The sequence below is a fragment of the Streptomyces sp. NPDC018045 genome (assembly GCF_044327445.1).
GTDB lineage: Bacteria > Actinomycetota > Actinomycetes > Streptomycetales > Streptomycetaceae > Streptomyces.
Genome location: NZ_JBIRFL010000093.1, coordinates 1 through 1,072 on the forward strand (window position 1 = coordinate 1; position 1,072 = coordinate 1,072).

Here is a 1,072-nt window from a genome sequence, read left to right on the forward strand (position 1 = left end):
CTGGGGTCGGTGCTGGTGCCGGGTACGGCGCTGGTGGAACTGGTGCTGCGGGCGGCCGACGAGGTGGACTGCGGTGCGGTGGAGGAACTGACCCTGGCCGCGCCCCTGGTACTGCCCGCTTCGGGCAGCGCGGTGCAGGTGCAGGTGTGGGTGGGCGAGCCCGATGACGAAGGCCGCCGGCCGGTTTCGGTGCACTCGCGGGAGGGCGAAGGCCCGTGGACCCTGCACGCCAGTGGCGCCCTGGCCCCGACCGCCGAGGCGGTGTCCTTCGACGCCACGCTGTGGCCCCCGCAGGGCGCCGAGCCGCTTGACGTGGCGGGCTGCTACGAGCGGTTCGCGGACGCCGGGTTCGCGTACGGCCCGGTCTTCCAGGGCCTGCGGGCGGCCTGGAAGGCAGGCAAGGACCTCTACGCCGAGGTGGCGCTCCCCGAGGGCACCGACGGTGCCGCGTACGGTCTGCACCCCGCGCTCTTCGACGCGGCCCTCCACGCGGCCCTGCTGGGCGGCGGGGGAGCGGACGAGGGAGCCGTCCCCTTCTCCTGGAACGCGGTGACACTCCATGCCACCGGCGCCTCCCGGGTGCGGGTACGCATCCGGCCCACCGAAAACGGCACCTCGATCGCCCTCGCCGACACAGCCGGCGCACCGGTGGCCTCGGTACGGTCCCTGACCTCGCGTCCGATCACTTCCGAGCAGTTGCGGACCGGCGACCGCGACGCCCTCTTCACGGTCGACTGGACCGAAATCCCCCTCACCGGCGAGCCCGCGGGCGCTCTCGCCCTGCTCGGCAAGGACACCGAGGGCACCCTCGACGCCCTCGCGCTGCAACCTCGTGCGGATCTGGACGACCTAGCGGAGGCCGGCGGCCACGACACCGTGCTCGTCCCGCCGACGGCCGGAAACTCCGGAACAGTGGAGTCCGTCCACAACGCGGCGGCCGAGGCGCTCGACACGATCCAGTCGTGGCTGGCTGATGAGCGGTTTGCCGCCTCGCGTCTGGTGTTCGTGACGCGTGGTGCGGTGTCGGGTGTGGATCTGGCGGGTGCGGCGGTGTGGGGTCTGGTGCGGTCGG

General features: G+C 73.2%; 1 protein-coding gene. It reads left to right on the forward strand.

The features are described from left to right. Positions 1-1,072: polyketide synthase dehydratase domain-containing protein (locus tag ACH4EB_RS38755; protein WP_398353246.1), on the forward strand; the 1,072-nt coding region annotated here is incomplete at both ends.